At 72.8% G+C, this 25,167-nt stretch carries 18 protein-coding genes and 4 pseudogenes; 8 read left to right on the plus strand and 14 right to left on the minus strand.

Annotation, left to right across the window (positions count from 1 at the left end; genetic code table 11):
• Window positions 1-61: 61 nt before the first annotated feature.
• The 4 genes from hpt to dacB all read right to left on the minus strand — a co-directional run bounded on the left by hpt (window position 62) and on the right by dacB (window position 4,658).
• Window positions 62-622, minus strand: coding sequence for a hypoxanthine phosphoribosyltransferase (gene hpt / locus AC07FY_RS10280; RefSeq protein ID WP_243339812.1), 561 nt, complete (start codon window positions 620-622; stop codon window positions 62-64).
• A gap of 65 nt (window positions 623-687) precedes the next feature.
• A complete protein-coding gene (gene tilS / locus AC07FY_RS10285; protein ID WP_479003386.1) occupies window positions 688-1,761 on the minus strand; it encodes a tRNA lysidine(34) synthetase TilS in 1,074 nt (357 codons plus the stop codon).
• A gap of 237 nt (window positions 1,762-1,998) precedes the next feature.
• Entirely contained in the window at window positions 1,999-3,153 is a 1,155-nt protein-coding gene (locus AC07FY_RS10290) for a zinc-dependent metalloprotease (protein ID WP_479003389.1), read from the minus strand.
• A 38-nt stretch (window positions 3,154-3,191) separates the two neighbouring features.
• The gene (gene dacB, locus AC07FY_RS10295; protein WP_479003392.1) at window positions 3,192-4,658 is read right to left on the minus strand and encodes a D-alanyl-D-alanine carboxypeptidase/D-alanyl-D-alanine endopeptidase; all 1,467 of its coding nucleotides are present in this window, start codon (window positions 4,656-4,658) and stop codon (window positions 3,192-3,194) included.
• 155 nt (window positions 4,659-4,813) lie between these two features.
• On the opposite strand from dacB, the gene AC07FY_RS10300 reads away from it, so the two are divergent.
• Together AC07FY_RS10300 and AC07FY_RS10305 are read left to right on the plus strand one after the other, a co-directional pair.
• Complete coding sequence (locus AC07FY_RS10300; RefSeq protein ID WP_329390831.1) at window positions 4,814-5,308, plus strand: inorganic diphosphatase; 495 nt, start codon at window positions 4,814-4,816, stop codon at window positions 5,306-5,308.
• 159 nt (window positions 5,309-5,467) lie between these two features.
• The gene (locus tag AC07FY_RS10305; protein ID WP_479003395.1) at window positions 5,468-7,108 is read left to right on the plus strand and encodes a threonine/serine exporter family protein; all 1,641 of its coding nucleotides are present in this window, start codon (window positions 5,468-5,470) and stop codon (window positions 7,106-7,108) included.
• Window positions 7,109-7,213: 105 nt separating this feature from the next.
• Here AC07FY_RS10305 and AC07FY_RS10310 read toward each other — a convergent pair.
• The 6 genes and pseudogenes from AC07FY_RS10310 to AC07FY_RS10335 all read right to left on the minus strand — a co-directional run.
• A pseudogene (locus tag AC07FY_RS10310) lies at window positions 7,214-7,879 on the minus strand (DedA family protein); the annotation flags it as partial.
• Window positions 7,880-8,019: 140 nt separating this feature from the next.
• The gene (locus AC07FY_RS10315; protein ID WP_479003399.1) at window positions 8,020-8,778 is read right to left on the minus strand and encodes a MerR family transcriptional regulator; all 759 of its coding nucleotides are present in this window, start codon (window positions 8,776-8,778) and stop codon (window positions 8,020-8,022) included.
• Window positions 8,779-8,865: 87 nt separating this feature from the next.
• Window positions 8,866-9,378: a DinB family protein gene (locus AC07FY_RS10320; RefSeq protein ID WP_479003402.1), complete on the minus strand. Its 513-nt coding sequence runs from the start codon at window positions 9,376-9,378 to the stop codon at window positions 8,866-8,868.
• A 99-nt stretch (window positions 9,379-9,477) separates the two neighbouring features.
• A pseudogene (gene mrdA / locus AC07FY_RS10325) lies at window positions 9,478-11,559 on the minus strand (penicillin-binding protein 2); the annotation flags it as partial.
• 63 nt (window positions 11,560-11,622) lie between these two features.
• A complete protein-coding gene (locus AC07FY_RS10330) occupies window positions 11,623-13,080 on the minus strand; it encodes an aldehyde dehydrogenase family protein (protein ID WP_479003405.1) in 1,458 nt (485 codons plus the stop codon).
• 89 nt (window positions 13,081-13,169) lie between these two features.
• Window positions 13,170-14,048 (minus strand): helix-turn-helix domain-containing protein, encoded by an 879-nt coding sequence (locus AC07FY_RS10335; protein ID WP_479003408.1) that lies wholly within the window; start codon window positions 14,046-14,048, stop codon window positions 13,170-13,172.
• A 352-nt stretch (window positions 14,049-14,400) separates the two neighbouring features.
• Here AC07FY_RS10335 and AC07FY_RS10340 point away from each other — a divergent pair, with 352 nt between their 5' ends.
• Window positions 14,401-14,892, plus strand: a complete 492-nt coding sequence (locus AC07FY_RS10340) for an ATP-binding protein (RefSeq protein ID WP_479003410.1) — start codon at window positions 14,401-14,403, stop codon at window positions 14,890-14,892.
• A gap of 118 nt (window positions 14,893-15,010) precedes the next feature.
• Here the strand turns inward: AC07FY_RS10340 and AC07FY_RS10345 are convergent, their stop codons facing one another.
• Together AC07FY_RS10345 and AC07FY_RS10350 are read right to left on the minus strand one after the other, a co-directional pair.
• Complete coding sequence (locus AC07FY_RS10345; RefSeq protein ID WP_479003413.1) at window positions 15,011-15,256, minus strand: DUF397 domain-containing protein; 246 nt, start codon at window positions 15,254-15,256, stop codon at window positions 15,011-15,013.
• Window positions 15,257-15,823: 567 nt separating this feature from the next.
• Window positions 15,824-17,002 (minus strand): DUF2786 domain-containing protein, encoded by a 1,179-nt coding sequence (locus AC07FY_RS10350; RefSeq protein WP_479003415.1) that lies wholly within the window; start codon window positions 17,000-17,002, stop codon window positions 15,824-15,826.
• Between the two features lie 213 nt (window positions 17,003-17,215).
• On the opposite strand from AC07FY_RS10350, the gene AC07FY_RS10355 reads away from it, so the two are divergent.
• Window positions 17,216-18,925, plus strand: a complete 1,710-nt coding sequence (locus AC07FY_RS10355; RefSeq protein WP_479003418.1) for a bifunctional 3'-5' exonuclease/DNA polymerase — start codon at window positions 17,216-17,218, stop codon at window positions 18,923-18,925.
• Window positions 18,926-19,671: 746 nt separating this feature from the next.
• Here AC07FY_RS10355 and AC07FY_RS10360 read toward each other — a convergent pair.
• Together AC07FY_RS10360 and AC07FY_RS10365 are read right to left on the minus strand one after the other, a co-directional pair.
• Window positions 19,672-19,941, minus strand: a pseudogene (locus AC07FY_RS10360) (sigma factor); the annotation flags it as partial.
• A 57-nt stretch (window positions 19,942-19,998) separates the two neighbouring features.
• Window positions 19,999-20,472: an N-acetyltransferase family protein gene (locus AC07FY_RS10365; protein WP_479003421.1), complete on the minus strand. Its 474-nt coding sequence runs from the start codon at window positions 20,470-20,472 to the stop codon at window positions 19,999-20,001.
• A gap of 129 nt (window positions 20,473-20,601) precedes the next feature.
• On the opposite strand from AC07FY_RS10365, the gene AC07FY_RS10370 reads away from it, so the two are divergent.
• The 4 genes and pseudogenes from AC07FY_RS10370 (at window position 20,602) to eccD (ending at window position 25,152) form a co-directional block, all read left to right on the plus strand.
• Window positions 20,602-22,134 carry an outer membrane protein assembly factor BamB family protein gene (locus AC07FY_RS10370; protein WP_479003424.1) on the plus strand — a complete coding sequence of 511 codons (1,533 nt, stop codon included), beginning with the start codon at window positions 20,602-20,604 and terminating at the stop codon, window positions 22,132-22,134.
• A gap of 32 nt (window positions 22,135-22,166) precedes the next feature.
• Window positions 22,167-23,072 (plus strand): DUF8017 domain-containing protein, encoded by a 906-nt coding sequence (locus AC07FY_RS10375; RefSeq protein ID WP_479003426.1) that lies wholly within the window; start codon window positions 22,167-22,169, stop codon window positions 23,070-23,072.
• A gap of 169 nt (window positions 23,073-23,241) precedes the next feature.
• Window positions 23,242-23,565: pseudogene (locus AC07FY_RS10380) on the plus strand (hypothetical protein); the annotation flags it as partial.
• Window positions 23,566-23,796: 231 nt separating this feature from the next.
• Window positions 23,797-25,152, plus strand: a complete 1,356-nt coding sequence (gene eccD, locus AC07FY_RS10385) for a type VII secretion integral membrane protein EccD (RefSeq protein ID WP_479003428.1) — start codon at window positions 23,797-23,799, stop codon at window positions 25,150-25,152.
• Window positions 25,153-25,167: the final 15 nt, after the last annotated feature.

Consider the following 25,167-nt stretch of genomic DNA (forward strand, 5'->3'; position numbering starts at 1 on the left):
GAATCGCCCCCAGGTTCCCCGGAGCTTCCGGGACCTCCCGGGGGCGCGCTCGGGAGCCGGGTCAGCCGCCGTAGACGTGCGGGGCGAGCGTGCCGACGAACGGCAGGTTGCGGTACTTCTCCGCGTAGTCGAGGCCGTAGCCCACGACGAACTCGTTCGGGATGTCGAAACCGACCCACTTGACGTCGATCGCGACCTTCGCGGCGTCGGGCTTGCGCAGCAGCGTGACGACCTCGAGGGAGGCCGGCTGGCGCGAGCCCAGGTTCGACAGCAGCCAGGACAGCGTGAGGCCGGAGTCGATGATGTCCTCGACGATCAGGACGTGCTTGTCCTTGATGTCGGTGTCCAGGTCCTTGAGGATCCGCACCACGCCGGAGGACTGGGTCCCGGCGCCGTAGGAGGACACCGCCATCCAGTCCATCGTGAGCGGGGTGGACAAGGCACGCGCCAGGTCCGCCATCACCATCACCGCGCCCTTGAGCACGCCGACGATGAGCAGGTCCTTGCCCGCGTACTCCGCGTCGATCTTCGCGGCCAGCTCGGCCAGCTTCGCGTCGATCTCTTCCTTGGTGATGAGCACCGACTGGAGGTCGTTGCCCATGTCCTTCTCGTCCACCCGCATCACTTTCGTTGTCGGCCGGGGCTCCGGGGGTGCCCCCGGAGGACTCAGCCGTGTTTCAGCACCAATCAGCCCTGCCGGATGACAAGTCTGCCACCCTGCCGCTGGGCCTCGACCCGGCCGGGCAGGTTGATGGCGCCCTGACCGCGCCATCCGGTGATGAGGCGGTCGACTTCCTCGATGTGGCGGGCGAAGAGGGATCCCGCGGGCGAGCCGGCGGCGACCACGGCCCTGCGCAGCACCCGGCGGCGGACGGCCGGGGGCAGGGCGTACAGCTTCGCGCACTCCAGCCGGCCGTCCTCGTCCCGTACGCCGCTCTCCGCCTCGGCGGCCCAGGCGTCCAGCGCGTCGGCGTCGTCACGGGAGAGCTGGGCGGTGCGGGCCAGCGCTTCGACGACCCCCTTGCCCAGCGCCTTCTCCAGGGCGGGCAGTCCCTCGTGGCGCAGCCGGGAGCGGGTGTAGGCGGGGTCGATGTTGTGCGGGTCGTCCCAGACGGGGAGGGACTGGACCATGCAGGCCTTGCGGGCGGTCTGCCGGTCGACCTGGAGGAACGGGCGGCGGTAGCGGTGGCCGCGGCCCACTCCCCCGCTGACCTCGGCCATGCCGGACAGCGAGCGGATGCCGGAGCCGCGGGCGAGTCCCAGCAGGACGGTTTCGGCTTGATCGTCCCGGGTGTGGCCGAGGAGCACGGCGGAAGCGCCCAGCCGGTCGGCGGCCTCGTCCAGGGCGCCGTAGCGGGCGTCGCGGGCCGCGGCCTCGGGGCCGCCCTCGCGGCCGACGCGCACGGCGACGGACTCCACCGGGTCGAGGCCGAGGGCGGTCATGCGGACGACGACCTCGGCGGCGCGCAGGTCGGAGCCGGGCTGCAGTCCGTGGTCGACGGTGACGCCGCCGGCCCGGATGCCGAGCTTGGGCGCCTCGAACGCCAGGGCGGAGGCGAGCGCCATGGAGTCGGCCCCGCCGGAGCAGGCGACGAGGACGAGGGGCGGGGCCCCGGTCACGGTGCCGGTACCGGTACCGGTACCCGTGCGGGAGCGCCCGGCGGCCGGGATGCGGGCGTGGCCGGTCAGATCGGTGAGGACGTCGTGGAGTGCGCGGCGGACCGCCAGGCGTATCGCCGCGACCGCAGGATGGGGACCCATGTCCGGTGCCCTTCGATGGAGTTCGGATGCCTCGGAGGCTTCGGGGTGTGGAGCGTCGGGGTGGAGCGGCGGGGTGCTGCCGGGGGCGGCGCCCCGCGGGGCGGGTATGTCACTCAGAGTGCGTCGATGGTGACAGAGCCGAGCCGTTCCCCGAGCATCGCACGCCCTTCCACGGGCCACGGTCCCTCGGACGGGTGATGCTGCTTCCCCCGGAGAGACATGTTCACGCCCCTCGGGTCATCCTTGTTCGCTCCCTTCGCTCCCCTTGCGGTGCACCCGGGTCACCCACTCCGCCGGCCTGGCGATCTCCGACTTCGTCGGCAATGTGTTCGGCGAGGTCCAGACGCGGTTGAAGCCGTCCATCCCGACCTGGTCGACGACGGCGCGGACGAAGCGCTCGCCGTCGCGGTACTGGCGCAGCTTGGCGTCGAGCCCGAGGAGCTTGCGCAGCGTGGCGTCGAGCCGGCCGGCGCCGCTGGCCCGGCGCTGCTGGAACTTCTCCCGGATCTCGGCGACGGAGGGCACCACCTGGGGGCCGACCCCGTCCATGACGAAGTCGGCGTGGCCCTCCAGCAGGGACATGACGGCGGTGAGCCGGCCCAGCACCTCGCGCTGCTCGGGGCTCTGCACGAGCTCGACCAGGGAACGGCCCTCGTCGCCCCGCTCGGCGTCGGGACGGGCGCCGGCGAAGGACTGCGCGGCCTCCCGCAGGCGTTCCAGGATGGTGGCCGGGTCCATGTCGGTGGCCCCGAGGAACGTCTGGATCTCGCCCTCGAGGTGGTCGCGGAGCCACGGGACGGCCGTGAACTGGGTACGGTGCGTCTCCTCGTGCAGGCACACCCACAGCCGGAAGTCGTGCGGGTGCACCTCCAGCTCGCGCTCGACGTGCACGATGTTGGGGGCCACGAGCAGCAGCCGGCCGCCGCCCGTGCCGGAGCCCGGCAGGTCGCGGGTGACCGGCGCGAAGGTCTCGTACTGGCCGAGGACCCGCGAGGCCAGGAAGCTCAGCAGCATGCCCACCTCGACGCCGGTGACCTTGCCGCCGACCGCGCCGAGCACGGCCGCTCCCGGAGTGCCGGCGCGCCGCTCCTGCATCTTTCCGAGGAGCGGGCCGAGCAGTTCGCGGAAGCCCGCCACGTTGGCCTTGACCCAGCCGGCCCGGTCGACGACCAGCACGGGCGTGTCGGGGACGGGCGCCCCTCCGGGTAGGGCGTGGATCATCCGGGTGAACTCGCGCACGTGCCGTTCCGAGGCCCTGGCGTGCTCGCGCAGTTCCGCGACGACGGCCCGTGCCTCGTCCCGGCTGACCTCCGGGCCGGGCCGCACGAGCCGGGTCGCGGTCGCCACCGCGAGGTTCCAGTCGACCATCTCCGCACCACCGATGCTCGTCATGCGTCAACCGTACGTGGACCGGGGCGCGGGCGGACCCCCTACGGCGCGGCCGCGACCGCCGCGGCCAGCTTGTCGAGGCCCTTCTCGGCGGCCGGGCCGTCGGGGCTGTTCGCGGTCAGGAAGGCGAAGGCGAGGAGCCGGCCGGAGCGGTCGACGACGGTGCCGGCGAGGGAGTTCACGCCGGTCAGGGTGCCGGTCTTGGCGCGGAGCAGTCCGGCGGCCGGTGAGCCGCCGGCGTTGCGGGCGCGCAGGGTGCCGGTGAACCCGGCGACGGGCAGGCCGGTGAGGACGGGCCGCAGCTCCGGCCGCTGCGGGTCGGCGGCCTTGGCGAGCAGGCCCGTCAGCAGGCCGGCGGTGACCTTGTCGGCGCGGCTGAGCCCGCTGCCGTCGGCGAAGCGGGAGCCGGAGACCTCGACGCCGAGGGCGGCGAGCCGGTCGGTGACGGCCTTCTCCCCGCCTTCGAAGCTGGCGGGGAGGCCGGAGGCGAGGGCGGTCTGCCGGGCGAGGGCCTCGGCGATGTCGTTGTCGCTGTTGGTCAGCATCCGCTCGACGAGCCCGGCCAGCGGGGTGGAGAGGGTGGCCGCCAGCGGCTGGGCGCCTGCCGGGGCCTTGGCCCGGGCGGGTTCGCCGGTGACCGTGACGCCGCGCTCGGTCAGCAGGGCGGCGAAGGCGCGGGCGGCGTCCCGCGACGGGTCGCCGGTGCGCTGCACCGGCCCGGACACGGAGTCGTCGGGGCGGCCCTCGTCGGCCATCAGGGCGGTGACGGGCGCGATGTTGGGGTTGTCGCCGATGGGGTGGCGCACCGGGCCCGTGTAGAGGCCGTCGTCGTAGCCGAGGGCGACGCTGCCGGTGCCGGCGGCCTTGAGGGCCCGGGCGGCGTCGGCGGCGAGGGCGACGAGGCTGCCGCCCGATCCGGCGGGGCTCTTCTTCCGGGCGGTGAGGGAGGGGTCGCCGCCGCCGACGAGCACCACCTGGCCGGGGGCGGCCCCGGGCACGACGGCGGTCCGGATCCGGTGCTCGGGCCCCAGGGCGGCCAGTGCCGCCGCCGCGGTGGCGATCTTGACGGTGGAGGCGGGGGTCATCGCCTCCCGCGCCCCCGACTCGTACAGCACCTCCCCGGTCGCGGTGTCGACGACGGAGGCGGCGCGGACGGTGCCGAGGGCGGGGTCGGCGAGCAGCGGCCGCAGGGCCGCGGCGAGGCCCTCGGGGGCGGCCGCGGCGGCCTGCCGCGGGACGCCGGGGCCGATGGCTCCGAGCACCCCGGGCGCGCTGGGAGCGGCCTGCGGGAAGGTGCCGGAACCGGGTCTTCCACCGTGATCTGCGCCACCCGTGAGGCCCCAGGAGGCGACCCTGTCCCGCTCGGCCTTACGCTGGCCGGAGTCCCAGGGACCGGAGGCGGTCACCGCTGCCACCGACAGGGCGAGGCCGGCGACGGCCGAACCCGCGATGAGCTGCCACGTCCTGATGAACGGCACCTCGGACCAGCCCCTTTCGCGATCACACATGTGCGTGAGGGACACTTAACCATTGCGTCTTGCCGCGAGCATGGCACCCCACCCGGCTGGGGGTACCACCCGGCGGTGGCTGGGGACGGCTGGGCCGGACGCGCCATTACTCGAAGCGTTTCAGTCTGCTGAAGCTGATCATGGAGGAGCAGGACGTGGAGTTCGACGTCACCATCGAGATCCCCAAGGGTTCGCGGAACAAGTACGAGGTGGACCACGAGACCGGCCGGATCCGTCTGGACCGTCGCCTCTTCACCTCGACCAGCTACCCGGCCGACTACGGCTTCGTCGAGAACACCCTCGGTGAGGACGGCGACCCGCTGGACGCGCTGGTCATCCTGGACGAGCCGACCTTCCCGGGCTGCCTGATCAAGTGCCGCGCCATCGGCATGTTCCGCATGACGGACGAGGCGGGCGGCGACGACAAGCTGCTGTGCGTGCCGGCCTCCGACCCGCGTGTCGAGCACCTGCGCGACATCCACCACGTCTCCGAGTTCGACCGCCTGGAGATCCAGCACTTCTTCGAGGTCTACAAGGACCTGGAGCCGGGCAAGTCGGTCGAGGGCGCCAACTGGGTGGGCCGCACCGAGGCGGAGGCCGAGATCGAGGCCTCCTACAAGCGTCTGGAAGCCTCCGGCGGCCACCACTGACCTCGCGTCGCCGACGCACGGCGGGCGGTATCCCTTCGGGGGTGCCGCCCGCCGTCGTGTCTGCGGGGGCGCTCCCGCCCCGGAAGGGGGCGCGGCGTCGCCGAGGAGGGAACCGTTCCGCATACTGATACCGCAAGTGATCACGGAGCGGGAGGGCGTGTGGCGGAAGCCGATGGGGCGGAGGACCGCAAGCCCCAGTCCGACGAGGCGCACAGCGCCTTCGCACCGCCGCCCGGGATGGAGCCCGAGGTCCCGGAGGACGAACAGCCCACCTCGGAGTTCGCGATGCCGGCGGGCACCGAACCCGCGCGGCCCGGGCCCGAGGGCTCGGCCTTCGCGACCCCGGCCACCTACAGCGCCGCGCACTCCCCGCCCGCCTACACCCCCGGCCAGGGCTTCCCCGTCGCCCGGCTGAAGGAGTCCCCCTGGCAGGACCGGATGCGCACGATGCTGCGCATGCCGGTGGACGTGCGGCCCGTGCCGGACCTGGTGCAGCGCCCGACCGAGGCCGGCCCGGCCGTCGGCCGCGTGCTCGACCTGACCCTGCGCATCGGGGAGCTCCTGCTCGCCGGCGGCGAGGGCGCCGAGGACGTGGAGGCCGCCATGTTCGCGGTGGCCCGCTCCTACGGGCTCGACCGCTGCGAGCCCACCGTCACCTTCACCATGCTGTCGATCACTCACCAGCCCTCGTTGGTGGACGACCCGGTGTCGGCGAACCGGACCGTCCGCCGCCGCGGCACCGACTACAACCGCCTCGCCGCGGTCTTCCGGCTGGTCGACGACATCAGCGCCCACGAGATCGACGTGTCGCTGGAGGAGGCCTACCGGCGCCTCGCCGAGATCCGCCGCAACCGCCACCCCTACCCCGGGTGGATGCTCACGTCCGCGGCGGGACTGCTCGCCGGGGCGGCTTCCACGCTGGTGGGCGGCGGGGTGCTGGTCTTCATCGCGGCGGCCCTCGGGGCGGTCCTGGGCGACCGGCTGGCCTGGCTGTGCGCGGGGCGCGGACTGCCGGAGTTCTACCAGTTCGTGGTCGCCGCGATGCCGCCGGCCGCGATCGGGGTGGCGCTCAACATGACGGGGATCGACGTCAGGGCCTCCGCCGTGATCACCGGCGGGCTCTTCGCGCTGCTGCCCGGACGGGCCCTGGTCGCGGCCGTGCAGGACGGGCTGACCGGCTACTACATCACCGCCTCGGCCCGGCTGCTGGAGGTCATGTACCTCTTCATCGGCATCATCATGGGCGTGCTGGCCGTGCTCTACGTCGGCCTGCAGTTCGACTCCTCCCCGCGGCCGGAGGAGGTCCTGCAGATCCAGCAGCGGCCGCTGATCCAGATCGCCGCCTCGATGGTGCTGGTCTTCACCTTCGCGGTGCTGCTCCAGCAGGAGCGGTCCACCGTGTGGATCGTGACGCTGAACGGCGGGGTGGCGTGGGTGACCTTCGGGGCCCTGCACTACGCGGGCGGTATCCCGCCGGTGCCGTCGACCGCCATCGCCGCCGGTCTGGTCGGCCTGTTCGGGCAGCTCTTCTCCCGCTACCGCTTCGCCTCCGCCCTGCCGTACACGACCGCGGCCATCGGGCCGCTGCTGCCGGGTTCGGCGACGTACTACGGGCTGCTGCTGATCGCCGAGAACCGGCTGAACGAGGGCCTGGCCTCCCTGGTGAACGCCGCGGCCATCGCCCTCGCCATCGCGATCGGGGTCAACCTGGGCTCGGAGGCCTCCCGCCTGTTCATGCGGATCCCGGGCGCGGCCAGCGCCGCCAAGCGCCGCGCCGCCAAGCGCACCCGCGGCTTCTGAGGCGGTGTGACGACGCCCCGGGACCCCCGCACGGGGTTCCGGGGCGTCGAGACGCGTACGCGGCCTTCAGGCGGCTCAGCGCTTGGCGTGGCGGCCGCGCTGGCCCGGGGTCTGGCTGTCGGAGGCGAGCGGGGGCTGCGCGGCGGCCGCCGCCTTGTTCTCCCGGCGCGCCTTCAGCACCTCGAAGACCACGGGGATCACCGAGATCAGGACGATGCCGATGAGGATCGGCTCGATGTTCGTCTTGATGAACTCGATCTGGCCGAGCCAGTAGCCCGCGATGGTGACACCGGCACCCCAGCCGATGCCGCCGATGACGTTGAAGGTCAGGAAGGTGCGGTACTTCATCGAGCCGGCGCCCGCGACCATCGGCGCGAAGGTGCGGATGATCGGCACGAAGCGGGCCAGCACGATGGCCTTGGGGCCGTGCCGGTCCATGAACTCGTGTGCCTTGTCGAGGTTCTCCCGCTTGAACAGCTTGGAGTTCGGGCGGTTGAAGAGCTTGGGCCCGAAGAACTTGCCGATCATGTAGCCGACCTGGTCGCCGATGATCGCGGCGGCCACGATCAGCGTGCAGACCAGCCACAGCGGCTGCTTGATGTACTGGCCGTCCGCGACCAGCAGGCCCGCGGTGAACAGCAGCGAGTCGCCGGGCAGGAACGCGAAGAGTCCCGATTCGGCGAAGACGATGACCAGGATGCCGATCAGGCCGAAGTGCGAGATCAGATAGTCCGGGGACAGCCACTCAGGGCCGAGCGCAATCGTGTACACGGTTTCCGGACTCTCCTGGATCGGGGGGCGTGCCGGGGGCAGGCGGTTGCGGGCAGGGTAAAGGCAGTCTCAATTATCAACGCACGCGACCCCCGCCCGGTTCCAGGGACCGGGCGGGGGTCGCGCAGGGGGGGTCCGCGCTACGCGTTGCGCACCGCGTTGGCCAGGATCGCGTCCCGCAGGTGCGCGGCCAGGCCCGGCCGCAGCGTGTCGTAGAACGCCGTGAAGCGCTCGTCGGCGACGTACATCTCACCGAGGCAGATGTGCGTCTCGTAGGGGCACGCGTAGAACCAGCGGCTGATGTGGAGCCGGTGCTCCTCGGCCAGGTCCATCGCGCGCTCGCCGTCGGCGGGCTCGCCGGCCTCCATCAGGGCGGCGTAGCGGCTGCCCCAGGCGGCGGACTCGTCCTGGATCCGCTGCCAGTCGTCCTTCGTGTACGAGGCGGCCCGGGCCTGCGACTGCGCGTAGGCGTCGGTGTCGCCCCAGCGCTCCCGCACCTCCTGCTCGTACTGCTCGGGGTCGTGGTCCCCGAAGACCTCGAACTTCTCCTCGGGCGTGAGGTTGATGCCCATCTTCTTCGCCTCCATGGCGTGCTCGACGGCCGCGGCCATCTGCTGGAGCCGGGCGATCCGGTCGGTCAGCAGGGCGTGCTGCCGGCGCAGGTGCTCCCGCGGATCCGATTCCGGGTCGTCCAGCAGGACCGCGACCTCTTCGAGGGGGAAGCCGAGCTCCCGGTAGAACAGGATCCGCTGCAGCCGGTCCAGGTCGGCGTCGTCGTAGCGACGGTGACCCGCGTGGCTGCGGCCGCTCGGCGCGAGCAGACCGATCTCGTCGTAGTGGTGCAGGGTGCGCACCGTCACACCGGCGAGACCGGCGACCCGGCCCACGGAATAGCCCATGACCTTCCCTCCTCGCTTCCGGTCCGTTACGCCCCTCACTGTGGAGCCTCACGCCACGTGAGGTGCAAGCCCGGCCGCCTGCCCGCCTCAGCCCATGGCCTTGGTCCCGTCCAGGCTCTCGCGGATCACGTCGGCGTGGCCCGCGTGCCGGGCGAACTCCTCGACCAGGTGCAGCAGCATCCAGCGCATCGAGACCTTGGCGTCCTTGGGGAACCAGGGCGCCGGCGGCAGCGGGAACAGCCCGTCGAGGGAGGGCAGGTCCCGCACGAAGTCCTCCAGCTCCCGCGTGACCCCGTCCCAGAAGGCCAGCACGGACGGGACGGACTCGCCCTCGAGCAGCCGGAAGCCGTCACTCCAGTCGGTCCGTGCGTCGTGCTGCGGGTCGGGCCGCTGCTGCGCCAGCCGCAGCCAGTTCAGCTCGACCTCCGCCGCGTGCTTGAGCAGACCCGACAGGGACAGCTCGCTGGCGCTGGGGCGGCTCGCCGCCTGCTCCTCGCTCAACCCGCGCGCCGCTTCGCGCAGGGCCGCGCGCTGGGCCTCGACGAAGGCGAGGAGCGTGCCGCGCTCGTCGCCGGGGATCTCGGTGGAAATCTGGGTCATGGTCTGCCGCCTCTGGTTCCGCGCCGGTGTACGCCTTGCTGACGAGAACCACGCTACGGACCCTTGCGGTCAGTTCCTGTCCGCTATCGGGCCCTACTTCGGAGCGGACACCTCGTCCGGCCGCAGCACGGGCAGCGCCGTGGCCGGCTTCGGCAGCAGGGCCTTGGAGAGGTCCTGCTTCCCCGTCGGGTCGAGCCCGTACATCGCCTCGTAGATCTTGCGGACCGCCGGTCCCGAGGCGCCCGAGCCGGTGCCGCCCTGGGAGATGGTCATGACGATCGTGTAGTCCTCGGTGTAGGAGGCGAACCAGGAGGTCGTCTGCTTGCCCTGGACCTCGGCGGTACCGGTCTTGGCGTGCATCGGGATCTGCTTCTGCGGCCAGCCGCCGAATCGCCAGGCGGCGCTTCCGTCGGTGGCGACGCCGGCGAGGGCCTGGTCGATGTTGTTCCTGGTCCTGGCGTCCATCGGGAGCTTGCCGCGCTCCTTCGGCGCGATCTCCTGCACCGTGGTCCCGTCGGCGCTGACGATCGCCTTGCCGACGCTGGGCTGGTGGAGCGTGCCGCCGTTGGCGATGGCCGCGTAGACGGAGGCCATCTGGACCGGGGTGACCAGGGTGTCTCCCTGCCCGATCGAGTAGTTGATCGCGTCGCCCTCGCGCATCTGGTTGCCCTGGCGGCAGTTCTCGTAGGCGATCTTCTCGGCGAAGCTGCCGTTCTTCTTGCCGTCGCGGCACCAGGCGTCCTTGTTCGCCTCGAAGAAGTCCTGCTTCCACTTCCGGTCCGGGACCCGGCCGGGGACCTCGTTCGGCAGGTCGATGCCGGTGCGCTTGCCCAGCCCGAACTCGTGGGCCGTTTTGAAGAACCAGTCGTTCGGGTTCTTCTTCGGGTTGATCCCGCCGTCCTTCTTCCACTCCTGGTCGGCGAGCAGGTAGTAGACGGTGTCGCAGGACACCTCCAGGGCCCGGCCGATCGTGATGTCGCCGTGGCCCTGCGACTCGAAGTTCGTGAAGGTCTGGTTGCCGACCGAGTACGAACTGGGGCAGGGATAGCGGTTGTTGAACGGATAGCCAGCGTTGACCGCCGCCGTCGAGGTGACCACCTTGAAGATCGAACCGGGCGCGGCCTGGGCCTGGATCGCCCGGTTCAGCAACGGGTAGTTGGAGTCCTTGGCGGTCAGCGCCGCGTAGTCCTTGGCGGAGATGCCGCCCACCCAGGCGTTCGGGTCGTAGGTCGGGTTCGAGGCCATCGCCACGATGCGGCCCGTCTTGGACTCCATCACCACCACGGCGCCCGAGTCGGCCTCGTAGTTCCTGCGGGTGTTCTTGTCGTAGCCCTTGCGGGCCTCGATCATCGCGCTGTTCAGCTCGCGCTCGGCGACCGCCTGCACCCGGGAGTCGATCGAGGTCACGACGTTCGAGCCGGGCAGCGCCTTGTCGGTCTCGCCCTGGCCGATGACCCGGCCGAGGTTGTCGACCTCGTAGCGGGTGATGCCCGCCTTGCCGCGCAGCTCCTTGTCGTACGTGCGCTCCAGGCCGGAGCGGCCGACCTGGTCGGAGCGCAGGTAGGGGGAGTCGGAGTTCTTGGCCTTGGCGATCTCCTCGTCGGTGACCGGCGAGAGGTAGCCGAGCACCTGGGAGGTGTTGGCCTGGTCGGGTCCGGCGTAGCGGCGCATGGCGGTGGGCTCGGCGGTGATGCCCGGGAAGTCCTCGGCGTGCTCGTGTATCTGCAGCGCCTGCTCGGTGGTGGCCCCGGTGCTGACCGGGATCGGCTGGTAGGGCGAGCCGTTCCAGCAGGGCTGCGGGGTCTTGGCGTCGCAGAGCCGGACCTTGTCGACGACCTCCTGGGGATCCATGCCCAGGACGCCCGCGAGCCGCGTGAGGACGGCCTTGCCGCGGTCCTTCATGGTCAGCAGCTCGGTGCGGTTGGCGGACACCACCAGGTGGGTCGCGTTGTCGGCGAGCGGCACCCCGCGCGCGTCCAGGATCGCCCCGCGCACGGCGGGCTGGACGACCCGCTGGACGTGGTTGTTCTTGGCCTCGTCGGTGTACTCCTGGCCATTGCGTATCTGCAGGTACCAGAGGCGTCCGCCCAGGGTGAGCAGCAGCGAGAAGACCACGATCTGGATGACGACGAGCCGGTTCTGGACCCGAGGGGTCCGGCCGGTCTCCGGTATGTTGCTCAACTTGCACTCCCCCGGGCGGCTCCACGTACGCCCGGCCGAGTCTAGGTCCTGGACCGCGGGAGGTCAGAAGGGGAACCGGCTGCGCCCGTGCTGCACGGAAATCCACTTCTGGGTGGTGAACGCCTCCACCGTGGCCTCGCCGCCCAGGCGGCCCAGGCCCGAGGCCTTCTCCCCGCCGAAGGCGGCCAGGGGCTCGTCCCCGATCGTCGAGTCGTTGACGTGGATCATCCCCGTCTCGATCCGCCGGGCGAAGCGGACGCCGCGCTCCACGTCCCGCGTGTGCACGGCCCCGCTCAGGCCGTAGGGAGTCGCGTTGGTCAGGCGTACGGCCTCGTCCTCGCCGTCGAAGACGACCAGCAGGGCCACCGGGCCGAAGATCTCCTGGCCCATCAGCGGGGAGTCCTCGGGCACGCCGGTCAGCACGGTCGGCTCGACCAGGTTGCCGCGCGTGGATCCCCGCACGAGCGCCTGCGCGCCGGATTCCAGGGCCTGGTCCACCAGCGCGGTCAGGGCGTCGGCCTGGAAGGAGTTGATCAGCGGGCCGATGTGGGTGTCGGCCTCGTGCGGGTCGCCCGTCTTCAGCGCGCGCACGCGGGCCGTGAACTTCTCCGTGAACTCCTCCGCGACGCGGGCGTCCACCAGGATGCGGTTCGCGGCCATGCAGACCTGGCCCTGGTAGACGAAGCGGCTGAAGACGGCCGCGTCCACCGCGTAGTCGACATCGGCGTCGTCCAGGACGACCAGGGCGCTGTTGCCGCTGAGCTCCAGGACGGTCCGCTTGAAGTGGCGGGCGGCGACCGCCCCGACGTGCCGGCCGACCCGGTCGGAGCCGGCGAAGGAGATCACCTTGGGGACGGGGTGGGTCAGGAGCGCGTCGCCGATCTCGGCTATGTCGGTGACCAGGACGTTCAGCAGTCCCGGCGGCAGTCCCGCGTCCTCAAAGATCTTGGCGATGACCCCGCCGCCGACCACGGGAGCATTCTGGTTCGGCTTGATCACCACGGCGTTGCCCAGCGCCAGGGCCGGGGCGGCCGACTTCAGGGCGACCAGGAAGGGGAAGTTGAAGGGGCTGATCACGGTGATCACGCCGACCGGGAGTCTGAGGACCCGGTTCTCCTTGCCCTCGACGGGCGAGGAGAGGATGCGGCCCTCGGGGCGGACGGCGAGCTGCATCGCCTCGCGCAGGAACTCCTTGGCGAGGTGGATCTCGTACTCGGCCTTGGGACGGGTCCCGCCGAGCTCGTCGATCATCGCCTCGACGATCTCCTTCTCGCGCTCCTCGGTGATCCGCAGGGCGCGCTCCAGGACGGCGCGTCTGGTGTAGGGGCTGGTGGCGGCCCACTCGCGCTGGGCGCGCTCGGCGCCGCGGTAGGCCCGGTCCACCTGCTCGACGGTGGCCACCGTGATGGCCGCGAGCTTCTCCCCGTTGTAGGGGTTGACGTCGATGATGTCCCACGAACCGGTACCGGCCAGCCATTCGCCGTCGATGTACTGGTGAGCCAGGTCGCTGAATATGGACATGCCATCCCTTACTGCGAGCGCGCACCCTTGCGCTGCACCGGAGACCGATCGGTCGTCACGCACTGATCAGACGTCATACTACGTACGAATCAAGACAGTTGAAGCAGGCCGCGCAGAAGATCACGGGTCCGGTCCGGGTCGGGGCTGTCGGCCTGCAGTCGCTCCATCGCCCGCTCGTACTGCCCCACTTCCTCGTCCTTGTCCAGGTAGAGGGCGCTGGTGAGCTGTTCCAGATAGACGATGTCCTGCAGGTCGGACTCGGGGAAGCGCAGCAGGGTGAAGGCTCCGCTCTCGCCCGCGTGCCCGCCGAAGGAGAAGGGCATCACCTGGAGTTGGACGTTCGGGCGCTGGGAGAGCTCGATGAGGTGCTCCAACTGGCCGCGCATGACGTCCCGGTCGCCGTACGGGCGGCGCAGGGCGGCCTCGTCGAGGACCGCGTGGAAGACCGGGGCGCTCTCGGAGACCAGGACCTTCTGGCGCTCCAGGCGCAGCGCCACGCGGCGGTCGATCTCGGCGGCGGTGGCGTCGGGCATGCCCCGGCTGACGACGGCGTGGGCGTACGCCTCGGTCTGCAACAGGCCGTGGACGAACTGCACTTCGTAGATGCGGATGAGCGAGGCGGCGCCCTCCAGGCCGATGTAGGTCTGGAACCAGCCGGGCAGCACGTCGCCGTAACTGTGCCACCAGCCGGTCGCGTTGGCCTCGCGGACCAGCCCCAGGAGCGACTCGCGCTCGGCGTTGTCCGTGACCCCGTAGAGCGTGAGGAGATCCTCCACGTCCCTGGCCTTGAAGCTCACCCTTCCCAACTCCAAGCGGCTGATCTTCGATTCGGATGCGCGGATCGAGTAGCCGGCCGCCTCACGGGTGATGCCGCGGGATTCTCGGAGTCGCCTGAGCTGTGAGCCCAGGAGGATGCGGCGCACCACGGAACCGCTCGCTTCTGCGGTCACTAGTACTGCCCTCCCCATCGCAATCGGCATGCGTGCGCGTCGAGGGCCCCCGCACCCCCAGGGCCCGCAGTCTGCCACCAAAACGCATCGGGCCGTACTCGTTCTGTAACGGAATCCCGGCTCGCGGAAAAGAAGTCCGGTACGGCGGGGGAGGAAGAAATGACCAAGAATCGGCACGGGAGGGGACAGGTCCGGCGCGTGCACGTGCATCTGCCCTTGCATCCGGCTGCCCCATTCGGAACGATGGTCCCCGCGCACCTGCGTGCACTTCGCGCCGGCGCCGGACCCACCCCGCAGTTCTCTTTGGACGAGGCCACCACCGCGTCCGCGAATCCCGGGAGTGCCTCGCATGGGGACGAATGGATCGACCATGCTCGAGCCGTTACGGCAGGGGCTTCCCCCGGTCGACCCCGCAGCTGTGTCCGGGTCCGCGTCCTGCGCTCTGCCCGCCCGCCTCGAGGCGGTCCGGGGGGCACGTTCCTTCTGCCGTTCCACGCTGTCGCAGTGGGGCCTCGACGAGCGGTTCGACGACGTCGCGCTGGTCGTCTCCGAGCTGGTCACCAACGCGCTGCGGCACGCCCTGCCCGACGATCCGCGCTGCGCGCGGGGCGGCGAGGCGGAGCCGCCGGTGCGGCTGCACCTGATGCGGTGGAGCACCCGCCTGGTGTGCGCGGTGCGCGACCCGAGCGAGGACCGGCCCGGGGGCACTTTCTCCCCGGAGCGGACGGAGGAGAACTGCGACCTGGAGTCGGGGCGCGGGCTGTTCCTGGTGGACTCCTACAGCGACAGCTGGGGTTGGCACCCGCTCGCGGGCCGGTTGACCGGCAAGGTGGTCTGGGCGCTGTTCCGGCTGCCCGACTGAGCCGGGCGACCGCCCCCGTACACGCCGACCGGCCGGGACCGATCAAGCGATCGGTCCCGGCCGGTGCACGTGCATGGCTGGAAGAGGGGGGCTTCGTCCAGGCGCCCGAGTCAGCCGATCAGTTGATCAGATGGTCGAACTCGCCGTCCTTGACGCCCAGGAGCAGGGCCTGGATCTCGGCCGGCGTGTAGACGAGCGCGGGACCGTCCGGGAAGCGCGAATTGCGCATGGCGACATCGCCGCCGGGCAGCCGCGCGAACTCCACGCAGGACCCCTGGGAGTTGCTGTGTCTGCTCTTCTGCCAGGTCAGCTCAAACAAGGAAGCGAGTTCTGCAGCTGCCATCCCGTTGTACGCGTGGTCCACAGGAAGCCCCCGATAGTGCAGATGTCAACTGCACCGGATCATAGCTGTGTTCATGACCGCATGCATGGGCAGATGCACGTGCACGGGCGGTGTCCCCCTGATCACGGAGTGGTCCGGCCCGGGCGGCTCCCTCAGGTGCGCAGGGCCCGTGACACCTCGTCCAGGGCGCGCAGGAGCTGCTCGCCGGCCTCCCGCAGCAGCCCGGGGCCCAGGCGGCAGCGGCAGCGCCCGGCCGATCACCAGACCCGCGGGCCACGGCGGTGACGCGGACGGCGTGCCGCAGCACCGGCGAACCCGGCCGCAGTTCGGCCCGCACGGCCCGCAGGGCCACCGGCAGCAGCCCCGGCAGGGTGGGCCGGAGCATCGCCTCGGCCGCATCGGCGGTGCGCCCTGATCCGGGCTCCGTCGTCTCCAGTGCGTCGTCCAGCAGGGCGGCGAGCCGGCGCGCGGGACGGCCGCACCCGACCCCGCCCAGCCGGCGTTCCAGGCGCGGGGGTGCGGGTCTGGGGCGGGGCCCCGGCTGCCGTGGTAGCGGGGTGCCTCGCGGAGCCTCGGTTGACGCAGCGGTTAGCGCGGTAGCGGGGCTCGGCGGCCGCCGACGTGGGCGGCGTCCGCCGCTGCCGTGCCGTCCTCCCACCCCGCGTGGTCGCTGGCGCCCCGCAGCCGCGTCGTCGTGGTCCGCGGGAACATCTCCTCCGCCCGGGAGGTCACCGCCACGTCCCGGGCGACCAGCGCCGGCAGGAGATCGGCGCTCCCGCCCACCGCCTGCTCGGCCGTCTCCGCGAGCCGGCGCCCGAACCGGCTGGCGTACGCGAGCAGGAAGGATTGCCTGAAGGTCTTCGTCCGCTTGCGCCCTCCCGCCCGCTGCGCCGCCTCCGCGCGGGTCATCGCCGCCGTGCCCTGCACCAGCAGCGAGGTGTACAGCAGTTCCACCGCCTCCAGGTCGCTCTCGAATCCGACCACCGTCGAGAACTCGAAGTCGCTGTTCCACACCGCCCGGCAGCGGTTGGCGCCGGCCACCGCGTCGAGCAGCACGGCCTTGGCCTCCTCGTACGGCGCCTCGACGCCGATCCGGCAGGCGCCGGGCACCTGCGCCGGGCCCTTCCCGCCGGCGGCGAGCAGCGCCTCGTCCACGGTGTGCCGGGCCATCAGCTCCTGGGCCTTGGCGCTGAGCGCCTCCGCCTCCTCCGGGTAGGTGGTGGCCTCGGCCTTCGCGAGCAGCGCGCGGATCCGGCCGAGCATGCGCGGCTCGATGTGCGCGTGCGCGGCGAGCGCGTCGGACGGATCACCCGGCAGGGGGCCCACCGGTTCGACCGACGGCAGCCGGATCAGCAGCCGGAACACCTCCAGGAAGGCGGTGGCCAGCGTGAACCGGTCCGTCCGCTCCCGCTGCGCGAGTCGCTCGGCGTACGCCCCGTCCTCGCCCCACCACACCTCGGCGTCGGTCCAGCGCTCCGGGAGCCGTGTGTAGCGGCGCGCCTCGGCGGCGATCACGTCCCCGGCGATCCGCAGGTGCCGCTCCTGGAGGTCCCGGCGGACCAGCCGGAGCACGTCGGCGGGCCGCCAGCCCCGCTCCCAGCCCTGCCGTGCGTACGCCTCCCCGCGCGCCAGCAGCTCACGGCCGATCCCGGCCCACCGCTCACCCTCGGCGACCAGCAGGGAGGCGCCGGTGTCCAGCCCGGTGTCGTCCTCGGCGTACAGCGCGGCGGCGAAGGCACGGTCGACGGTCTCGGCAAGCTCTCTCACAGCTCCAGCTTGGCATGTCCGCCGCGCCGCCCGACCGGCCCGCCCGCGCTCCAGGCCGCCGGGCCCGGGAGCCGGACCGCGGGAGCCGGACCGCGGGAGCCGGACCACGGGAGCCGGACCACGGGAGCCGGACCACGGGAGCCGCTGGCCGGGCCCGGGACACGGGCCGCCGGCAACGGCGCACTGTCGGACCCCGGTGGGACACTCGCACCCGTGAGCGAGAACGCCGGCCGCTGGGCCCTGACGGAGGACACCGACGGCCAATGGCACGCCGCCCCCGTGCCGCCCGCCCCCGGCCGCCGGATCACCGTGCGGGACCCGGCGGACGCCATCCGCTCCGCGCCGCCCGCCACCCGCTGGGTCTGGCGGTCCACCGCGGCCGTGTACCCCCGTCTGCTCGCCGCCGGGGTCCGCGTCGAGCGCTGCCACGACATCGAGGACGCCGAGCTGCTGCTCCTCGGCCACGAGGGCCGCTTCGGCGAACCCCGCTCGGCGGCGGCGGCCTGGGCCCGCCTCAGCGACGCCCCCGTACCGCCCGACCCCCCGCAGCGCGCCGCCGTGCCCGCCGCCCAGGACTCCCTGTTCGATCCGCGCCCCGCCACCACCGTCTCCCTCGACGCCCTGCTCGCCGTCCACGCCGACCAGCTGGAACGCCTCGACGCCACGGCCCACCCCGACCGCATGCGCCTGCTCACCGCCGCCGAGTCCGCCGCCTTCCTCGTCGCCGCCGAGATGAACCGCGCGGGACTGCCCTGGCGGGCCGACGTGCACCGCGCCCTGCTGACCGAGCTGCTCGGCGAGAGGTACGCGGGCGGCGGGGAGCCGCGGCGCCTCGCCGAGCTGGCCGACCGGATCTCCGACGCCTTCGGCCGGCGCGTGCGGCCGGACCTGCCGGCCGACGTCATCAAGGCCTTCGCCGAGGCCGGGATCAAGCTGGGGTCCACCCGCCGCTGGGCGATCCAGGAGGTGGACCATCCCGCCGTCGAGCCGCTGCTCGCGTACAAGAAGCTGTACCGGATCTACACCGCGCACGGCTGGAGCTGGCTCGCGGACTGGGTCCGCGACGGCCGGTTCCGCCCGGAGTTCATCCCCGCCGGCACCCTCACCGGCCGCTGGGTGACCAACGGCGGCGGGGCCCTGCAGATCCCCAAGGTGATCCGCCGGGCCGTCGTGGCCGACCCCGGCTGGCGGCTGGTGGTGGCCGACGCCGACCAGATGGAGCCCCGGGTGCTCGCCGCGATCTCCCGCGACCCGGCCTTCATGGAGGTCGCCGGGCGCCCCGAGGACCTCTACACCGCCGTCTCCCGCCAGGGCTTCTCCGGCGACCGGGACAAGGCCAAGATCGCCGTCCTGGGCGCCGTCTACGGCCAGACCTCCGGGGACGGCCTGAAGAACCTGGCCGCCCTGCGCCGCCGCTTCCCCCGGGCCGTGGCGTACGTGGACGACGCGGCCCGGGCCGGGGAGGAGGGCCGGCTCGTACGGACCTGGCTCGGCCGCACCTGCCCGCCTCCGGCCGGTGTCCCCGAGGAGGGCGAAGCCGGCATCCCCCAGGACCGGGAGGACTCCTGGACCCCGAGCTACGCCTCGACCAGCACCCGGGCCCGCGGCCGGTTCACCCGCAACTTCGTCGTGCAGGGCAGCGCCGCCGACTGGGCCCTGCTGCTGCTCGCAGGCCTGCGCCAGACCCTGGCCGGCATGCGGGCGGAGCTGGTGTTCTTCCAGCACGACGAGGTGATCGTGCACTGCCCGGCCGAGGAGGCCGGGGCCGTCGCCGAGGCGATCCGCGCCGCCGGCGACCGGGCCGGCCGGATCGCCTTCGGCGACACCCCGGTCCGGTTCCCGTTCACCACCGCGGTCGTGGAGTGCTACGCCGACGCCAAGGAGCCGGCGGGTCCGCGCACGGAGCCGGCCCCACGGCATTAGTGCTGTGGCTGTGGCGGGGTGAGCAGGTCCTTCAGCGCCACGTCGGCCTCGCGGTCCCGCAGCGCGATCCCGGCCTGCGGACCAACGGCCCCGCCCGGCCCCGCGGCCGGATCCGGCTCGGCGGCGGGCAGGTCCTCCAGCGCCGGGTGCCACTTCTCCGAGGCCACCAGCTCCTTCAACTGGGCCATGGTCAGCGGCGGGTCGGTCCGGCTGACCGGCGCCCCCTTCTCGGCCGGGGCGTTCCACTCCGACGCGTGGATTTCGAAGCCCCCCGGCGTCACGAGCACGGCCCGCCACAGCTTGGTGTCCACCCGGCGGTCCGCGTACTCGTACCCCTGGTGGAGCAGCAGCCTGGAGCCGTCCGGGAGCTGCTCGGTCGTGCAGTCGTCGTACTCCTGGACGTTCTTGTCCCCGCACCCGGTCAGCTCGCGCGCGGTGCTGCCGTGCGGGTCCACGCGGGCGAGGTTCACGCTGACGACCGCCTTGCCCCTGCCGTCGTCGTACACGCCGGAGACGTACGGGGGCTCCTCGGTGCCGCGCGCCGCGGTGCCGGTGAGCTCCCCGGGAGGCAGCAGCTCCCGAAGCACCGCCAGCAGTTGGTCGCCGGTCCCGGCGCCGGGCATCGCGGGGGTCCGGCCGGAACCGCCGCCGGGCGTGGGCGGCGCGACGACGAGCACCGGCCGGGCGCCGTCCCCGGAGCCGCCCGGCAGTCCGCCGGTGTAGGCGCCGGCCGCCGCCGCATCCGGTTCGGGGCACTCCCCGATCGGGCGCTCATGCGCCGACCTGCGGCGCTGGTGCGTCAGGAAGGCCCGCACCAGCTCCGTCTGCGCGTAGGCCGAGGGGTTGTCGATCCGGGAGATCCGCCCCCAGACCAGGTACATCCGCCCCAGGGTCTCCTGCACCAGGTCCTCCGCGAGGTGCGTGTCCCCGCTCGTCAGCAGGCAGGCCGACCGGTAGAGGTGTCCGGACCGCCCTGCCGCGAACTCGCGGAACCCGTCCCTGCGACCCTGCCGCATGCACTCCCCCTCGCGCGCCGCCCCACCCCCGTGACGCGGCGGGGGCGGGAAGATGTTTCAGCCCAGCTCGTGGAAGTAGACGTGGAAACCCTCCCGGACAAAGCCCTCCGCCTCGTACAACCCCTGCGCGACCGCGTTGTCGTACGCCGTCTCCAGCTGCACCCCGGCCACCCCGGCCGCACGGGCCCGGCGCAGCACCTCGCGCAGCAGGGCCCGGCCCGCGCCGGTGCGGCGGCCGGCGGGGGCGACGAACAGGTCGCCCAGGATCCAGATGGGCCGCATGGAGAGCGAGGAGAAGGTCCGGTAGACCTGCGCGAACCCCACCGTCCCGACGCCGGGGGCGTCGGCGAGCAGGACGGTGGACTCCCCCTTCGCGAGGCGCTCGGCCAGGAAGGCACGCGGACGCTCCCCGTCCTGCACGTCCACCCCGTAGAACTCCAGGTAGCCGCGGAAGAGTTCCGCGGCCACCCCCAGGTCCCCCTCGCCCGCGGTGCGTACGGCGACACCGGACTGTGCTGCCTGACCGTTCATTCACATCTCCCTTGATCCACTGGCGCGCGCCGGGACCATTGTGCGGGCAGCGGGCGGCGGCGGCCGGGCCGGCCGAAGTGGTCTCAAAATCTCTTCTGGAAGCGTCTCGCTTCCGGCCAGACTCTTGGCATGGACCAGAGACCGGCCGGCTTCGGGCCGCCACCCGAACCGTTCGAGCCGCGACCCGAGAACGCCGCCACCGGTGGCCGCGGCCCGGTCGGGGGCCGGACGCGAGTCCTCGTGGCGGCGCTGGTCGGCGTCCTGCTCGTCATCGGCGGCGGCGCCTACGTCACGTTCGGCGGCGGCCGGGGCGCCGGCGCCGCGGACCGGGACACCGGGAAGGCGGCGGCGCCGAGCGGCTCCCCGTCCGTCGACCAGGGCGACGGCAAGGGCCCCGGCACCGGGCCCGACGCCTACGACCCCAACGCCGGCATCCGGCCCGGCGAGGCCCGGGTCTGGCTGCGGGACAACCAGACCGAGCTCGCCGGGTCCGGCGCCGCCCAGTACGGCCCGTGGCGGGTGGGCGACGTCGTGGTCAAGGCGATGTACAAGGAGGTCACCGGCTATGCGGTGGCCGACGGCCAAGAGAAGTGGAAGCTTTCGCTCCAGACACCGCTGTGCGGGGTGCCGCGGCACCCCTCCGCCACCGGCAAGCTCGTCGTGGGCGTCAAGGAGAGCGACTCGGACACGGCGCACTGCACCCAGCTCCAGCAGATCGACCTCGCCACGGGGGCGGCGGGCTGGAAGGTTCCGGTGCCGCAGGAGAACCGCTACGACACGGCGCTGGAGTTCGAGATGGCCGTCACCGGCGACACCGTGGCCGTCGCCCGGTCGGCCGTCATGAGCGGTTTCTCGGTCACCGACGGCCGGAAGCTCTTCGGTACGTCCAAGACGAACGGCTGCTCCCCGACCGCGTTCGCCGGGGGCTCGCGGCTGATCGGCCTGCGCACCTGCTTCCCGCCGAAGGAACCCTCCTCGGCCGCGCAGTCGATGGTCGAGGAGCTGGATCCGGCCACCGGCGGCTCCAAGTGGAGCCACACGTTCGACAAGGGCTGGCGCGTCGGCCGGGTGCTGTCCGTGGACCCGCTGGTGGTCGCCGGCTACGACAAGGCCAAGAAGACCTGGGCCGTCACGGCGTTCACGGCCGACGGCAAGCTCCGCTCGCACGGCGAGGCCGCGTTCGGGGTCACCGGCCGGTGCAACGGGTGGGGCAACGCGAGCGGCTACCAGGAGTGCTACGCGGCCGTGGCCGACGCCGACACGCTGTACATCGGCGGCGGCCGGCCCGGCAAGGAGCTGGGCATCGAGGACACCCTCCAGGTGGTCGCCGTCGACCTGAACACGGGCAAGGAGAAGTGGCGTACCGCCGAGCAGCCGGCGGGGCGCACCGTGTGGCCGCTCGCCGTCGAGAACGGCAGGGTCGTCGTCTACGTGGCGCCCGGCGGCGGCACGGCCGGCTCCGTCGTCTCCCTCGCCCCCGCCGACGGCTCGGCCCAGCCCCTGCTGCAGAGCCCGGCGGCGGCGGCCGGGGCGGAGGAGGTCTTCTACGACCACGGGGTCCGCATCGGCTGGGCGGGCGGGCGGCTGTTCCTCCTCAACGGCAGGGTGAACGGCCCGGAGCCCAAGGTCGCGAGCCGCGCGATCCTTTCCTTCGGCCCGTAGTCACGTAGGCACGTAGGCACACAGGGGGAGACGTGCAGGACCCGTACCGGCAGGACCAGAACCCGTACCGGCAGGAGGAGAACCCCTACCGGCAGGCCCCGTTCGGATCGCCGGACCGGCCGCCGCAGGGGCCGCCGCCACCGGCTCGGGCTCCGCGGTCGCACCCGGGAGCCCAGCCCCCGCCCCGCCCCCGCGACGGGCGGCGGCGGACCGTCGTCGGCATCTGCGTGCTGAGTGTCGTGGCGGTCGCCGCCGCCGCCACCGCCGTCGTGTACGGGTACCGCGGCGAGGACCGGCCCGTGGCCGCCGACCCGGCGAAGCCGCTCATCCCGGGCTGGAAGACCGTGGTCAACCCCCGGCACGGCACCGCGTTCGACGTCCCGCCGGACTGGGAGGTCGCCGCCCCCACCGTCTTCAGCGGCTACACCGACCGCAAGAACCCGGACCCCGGCAACGTCCTCATCGGGCACACGGCCCCCGCCTTCCACAAGTCCCAGTGGTGCAGCGTCGACGCGAACGGCGACGGCCGGATCGAGGACGTGAAGCTCGCCTCCACCGGCACCAAGGGCGCCGAAGGCGCCGCGACCACCGCCGAGGTCGCCGAGAAGAACGCCCCGACGTGGGTCTACGCCGCGCACACCCAGCCCGACAAGTCCCTGGTGACCTGGGACAAGCCGGTGCGCTACCGCACGAAGGCCGGCGTCGAGGGCAGCTATGTCAAGGCCCGCTCCGCCGGCGCCCCGCAGCCCAACCGCTGCGCCGGCGACGGCCAGGCCGTGGTCTTCGGCTTCCGCAATTCCAAGGGCGGCTTCGTCGCATGGGACTTCCACGGCCGCACGGGCGTGCCCGGAGCCGTCGGAGACGACGTGATCATGCGCATCCTCAGCACCGTCCGCCTCGCCGGCGACCCGGAGGAGACCGACCCCGCCGCTCCCTGAGCCCGTCGCGGCGACGGCTCGCCCTCCGGTCCGGGTGTGCCGGATTCGGACGCATGCTCTATGTTGCAGGGGCAAAACACGGGGGACTTCGCATGGCGCACGCGCGGGAGCCGCGCCCCGGAGCGGTGGTTGGCGCTCGACGAGCCGAGACTGAGGCAACGGACGACGAATGGCACGGGACTACGACAGCCAGCTTCTGGAATCGGTGGCGGTACGCCGACGCCGGATGAGGGACGCCCTGCTCTTCGGCGCGCAGCGGGCGCGGCGCACGGCGGACGAGCGGCTCGGGAAGCTCTTCGCGGGCATCGCCATCGCGGCCGTCCTGTGCGCGGGCTGCGTCGGCTGGTCCTTCATCCAGCACACGCTCGCGAAGCAGAAGGCCGAACAGCACAGGCAACAGCAGCGCCAGACACAGCCGCTCGGGCAGCCGTCCCCGCAGCAGCCGCCGGCGCAGCAGCCCTCCGGCCCTTCGGGTGCTTCCCCCTCGAAGTCGCCGAAGCCGTCCAAGTCCCCGGCGGCGAAACAGCCCACGCCCACCTCCGCGTCCACGTCCGCGTCCTCGGTGAAGTCGCCGAAACCGACGCCGTCCTAGGCACCGCCGCCGCCCCGGTCGTCCGTGGAAGAAGCAGAGGCGTACGCGTCACGAGGAGTCCACGGTCCGGCGGCGCCACCCCGTCCCCCTTGGCCCGAAAGGTCGCAGACCCGCGATGATAGGTTCCCGTAAGTGGTGAGCACAGCAACGACTTCCCGGGCGCAATTGAGCCGGGTGACCCTGGTCGGAGAGCGGCGCCGGGCCGATGTGGTCCTGCCCTCCGACACTCCCATCGGGCAGCTCCTGCCGGACGTGCTCCACCTCCTCGACGACCGGGTGGCCACCCGTCCGCTGACCCGTCAGCTGATCACGTCGGACGGTTCAGCGCTGCCGCACGAGAGCACGCTCGCGTCGGCCGGCATAGCCGACGGCGCCGTCCTGCGGCTCGTGCGGAGCCACTCCGCGCCGCCCGCCCCGGTGGTCCACGACGTCACCGACCTGGTGGCCGACGATCTCGACCTGCAGGCCTGGCGCTGGCGTCCCGCCGCCCGGCGGGGCAGCGCGGGCGTGGCGACCGTCGCCTTCACCGTGACCGCCGCGCTGCTCGCCCGGCGGGAGTTCGGACTCGAAGCGCTGGCCGGCGCGCTGACCGCGGTCACGATCGCCCTGATGGCGGCCGGGGCCCTCGTCTCCCGGGTCGGGCAGGGCAACCGGGGCCTGGCCACGGCCCTGCTGCTGGCCTCCGGCAGCCTCGGCCTGCTGACCGCGTGGACCGCCGCCGACGCCTACCGGTGGTCGGGCAGCGCGCGGCTCGCCGCCGTCGCCGGGGCCCTCGTCCTCACCCTGGCCCTGCTCGGCTACTTCTCGCCGCTCGGCCGCGGCGGACTCTTCGGCGCCGTGGCCACCGCCGTCATCACGGCCCTGTGGGAAGCGGTCGCGGCCGTCCAGGACGACCCGGCCAAGCTCGGCGCGGTCATGGCCCTGGTCTCCGTGGTGCTGCTCGGCCTGCTGCCGCGGCTCGCCCTGATGGCCTCGGGGCTCACCGCCCTCGACGACCGCCGCTCCGGCGGCGCCTCCGTCAGCCGCCACGACGTGGGCAACGCGCTGGCCGCCACGCACCGCGGGCTCGCCCTCGCCACGATCGCCACGGCCGTCTCGGCCGCGGCCGCCGGCTGGCTGCTGACGCTGGCGCAGAAGCCCTCGGTGTGGACGGTGGCGCTCCCCGCGCTCGTCGCCGTGGTGCTCCTGTCGCGGGCGCGGGCCTTCCCGCTGGTGGCCGAGGTCGTGGCGCTGATCACCGCCGCCGCACTGCTCGTCGTCCGCCTGGTGATGCTGTGGACCGGGCACGGCGGCGGCGCCGGACCGCTCGCCGTCCTGGCCGTGGCGGGGCTGCTGCCCCTGCTCGTGCTCGCGGTGCAGCCGCCCGAGCACGTGCAGGTCCGGCTGCGGCGCACGGCCGACCTCGTCGAGTCGGTGGGCATGGTGGGGCTCTTCCCGCTCGCCGTCGGGGTGTTCGGCGTGTACGGGCAGCTGCTCAACAAGTTCTGAGGAAGAGGGCAGGGG

The sequence above is a fragment of the Streptomyces sp. NPDC045967 genome (genome assembly GCF_056430495.1).